This is a genomic window from Endozoicomonas sp. ONNA1, assembly GCF_024606325.1.
Lineage (GTDB): Bacteria > Pseudomonadota > Gammaproteobacteria > Pseudomonadales > Endozoicomonadaceae > Endozoicomonas_A.
This window is the reverse complement of record NZ_JAHHPN010000742.1, coordinates 1-1,516: the sequence shown is the minus strand read 5'-3', so window position 1 is coordinate 1,516 and position 1,516 is coordinate 1. Positions and strand designations below refer to the sequence as shown.

General features: G+C 50.5%; 3 protein-coding genes. All 3 read left to right on the top strand.

All coding sequences use genetic code 11. The features are described 5' to 3' along the window. On the top strand, positions 1-434 hold a 434-nt coding region (locus tag KDK19_RS17730; protein ID WP_257292495.1), incomplete at its 5' end, for a hypothetical protein. Further along, positions 431-826: a hypothetical protein gene (locus KDK19_RS17725; RefSeq protein WP_257292494.1), complete on the top strand. Its 396-nt coding sequence runs from the start codon at positions 431-433 to the stop codon at positions 824-826. The genes KDK19_RS17730 and KDK19_RS17725, both read left to right, overlap by 4 nt. Positions 827-881: 55 nt before the next feature. Beyond that, positions 882-1,516, top strand: a 635-nt coding sequence (locus KDK19_RS17720; protein WP_257292493.1) for a hypothetical protein, incomplete at its 3' end; no start/stop codon positions are given.

Below are 1,516 nucleotides of genomic sequence, written 5' to 3'. Positions count from 1 at the left end.
AAATGACATGGCGCACCCGACCACGCCCCAATCAACCATACGATGTTCTGGTTTCAACCTTTACCCAGCAAATTAAAGTAAGCTTTATTGAGCAAACACCTGAACGGGAAACCTTGCCCAGCGATCAGCTGGCCACCCTCGCTTTTCATAAATACCAGGGAGCCTATGCCCTGATGATGGAAACCCCCTTTGTTCGCAGTCAGTTGTCGCGGCTGGCAACAGGATCGGTGCAACAGTTTGTACCGACCACCATGATTCGCAAACTGGTACTACCCCCTATTGAGCAGCACCCCGAACAAGCCCAACGCTGGCATCGCTTACTGGTTAAAAGCACGACAAAGGCCGCCAGAGCCCGACAGCAAATGGCGGAATTAACCCCAGCTTTACAACAGATTTTTGATCAGGCCCACGCCTGGCAGGGAGGCAAGTCATGAACCCGATTCATTCAGGGCTGGATAACATTAAAAGAAACCTCAGCCAGAGCGCACAGACACTGGAACAACTCTGGCAGGGCTATCAGCAACTCTGGCAGCAAGCTGGCTGGGATCAGGGACAACTGCGACTGTGGTTAAGCGCCCTACCCGATATCAGTATCCAGAACAGCGACAGTGACAACCCTGAATACAGCTTTGCGAGTAACCAAGCACAGGGCGACGATCTGGGCAGCCTGATTCTACAGACTGTCGATAATCTGGGCGGACGCGTTCAAATCAATGCTCTGCTTCAAAAACTGCCAGTTGAAATGGTGACTATTGAACAAATCAAAGTTGCCGTAAACCAACACCCTGAATTAAGCCTGATGGGACCTTTTGTCCGCAGGCACTGAAAACACGTTTGCATTATTTAACGACGAATACCGTACAGTTAAACAGGAACAACCTATGTCTGACCAGACAGCGACAGAATTCAACGCCCAGTATCTTCTGAGCGAATATCGCCAGAAGCAATACGACCGCAGCGATGATCTGCCAAAAACTCACGACTTTGCCCAGGCCGCCAGAGTCTGGGGCGAACACCAAGGTAACGATACACCGCATATCTTGCTGATCGCCCTGAACGAAGGGCACTGGGATTACTCCGAACCCACCAGACTGGAAGAACTGGCTATTGAACTCTGCGCCAGCATTCCGGGAGACTGGCCCGTATTTGCCCATCTGCACGACACCGCCACCCACAAAAATGTTTATTTCAGCCTGTTTGGCAAACAAGGCACCCATTCCGTTGATGAAATTCCTTCTGTGGAACTGATGCGGGAACATCGGCGACTGGATGAAGACCCGACCTTTCGCTGGTCCATGAAAACCTACACGACACTGATGCACCGACTGGATGATTTCCACGAGCAGGTGTACCAGACCGTTAAAGATAAGGTGTCCGATAAAAACGACATTATTGAAGAAGTGGCCAAGCTGCTGTTTCTGGAATCCTTCCGTCTGCATCACGGCGAAAACCTCACTTTTCCCTATAAAGGTCAGCAGCTGAATTTCCGTGAAGTCTTCAACTATCACTACGTGAC

Bases quoted from the DNA above. Each gene is read 5' to 3' on its own strand.
- KDK19_RS17725 (WP_257292494.1), top strand. From the start codon at position 431: ATGAACCCGATTCATTCAGGGCTGGATAACATTAAAAGAAACCTCAGC.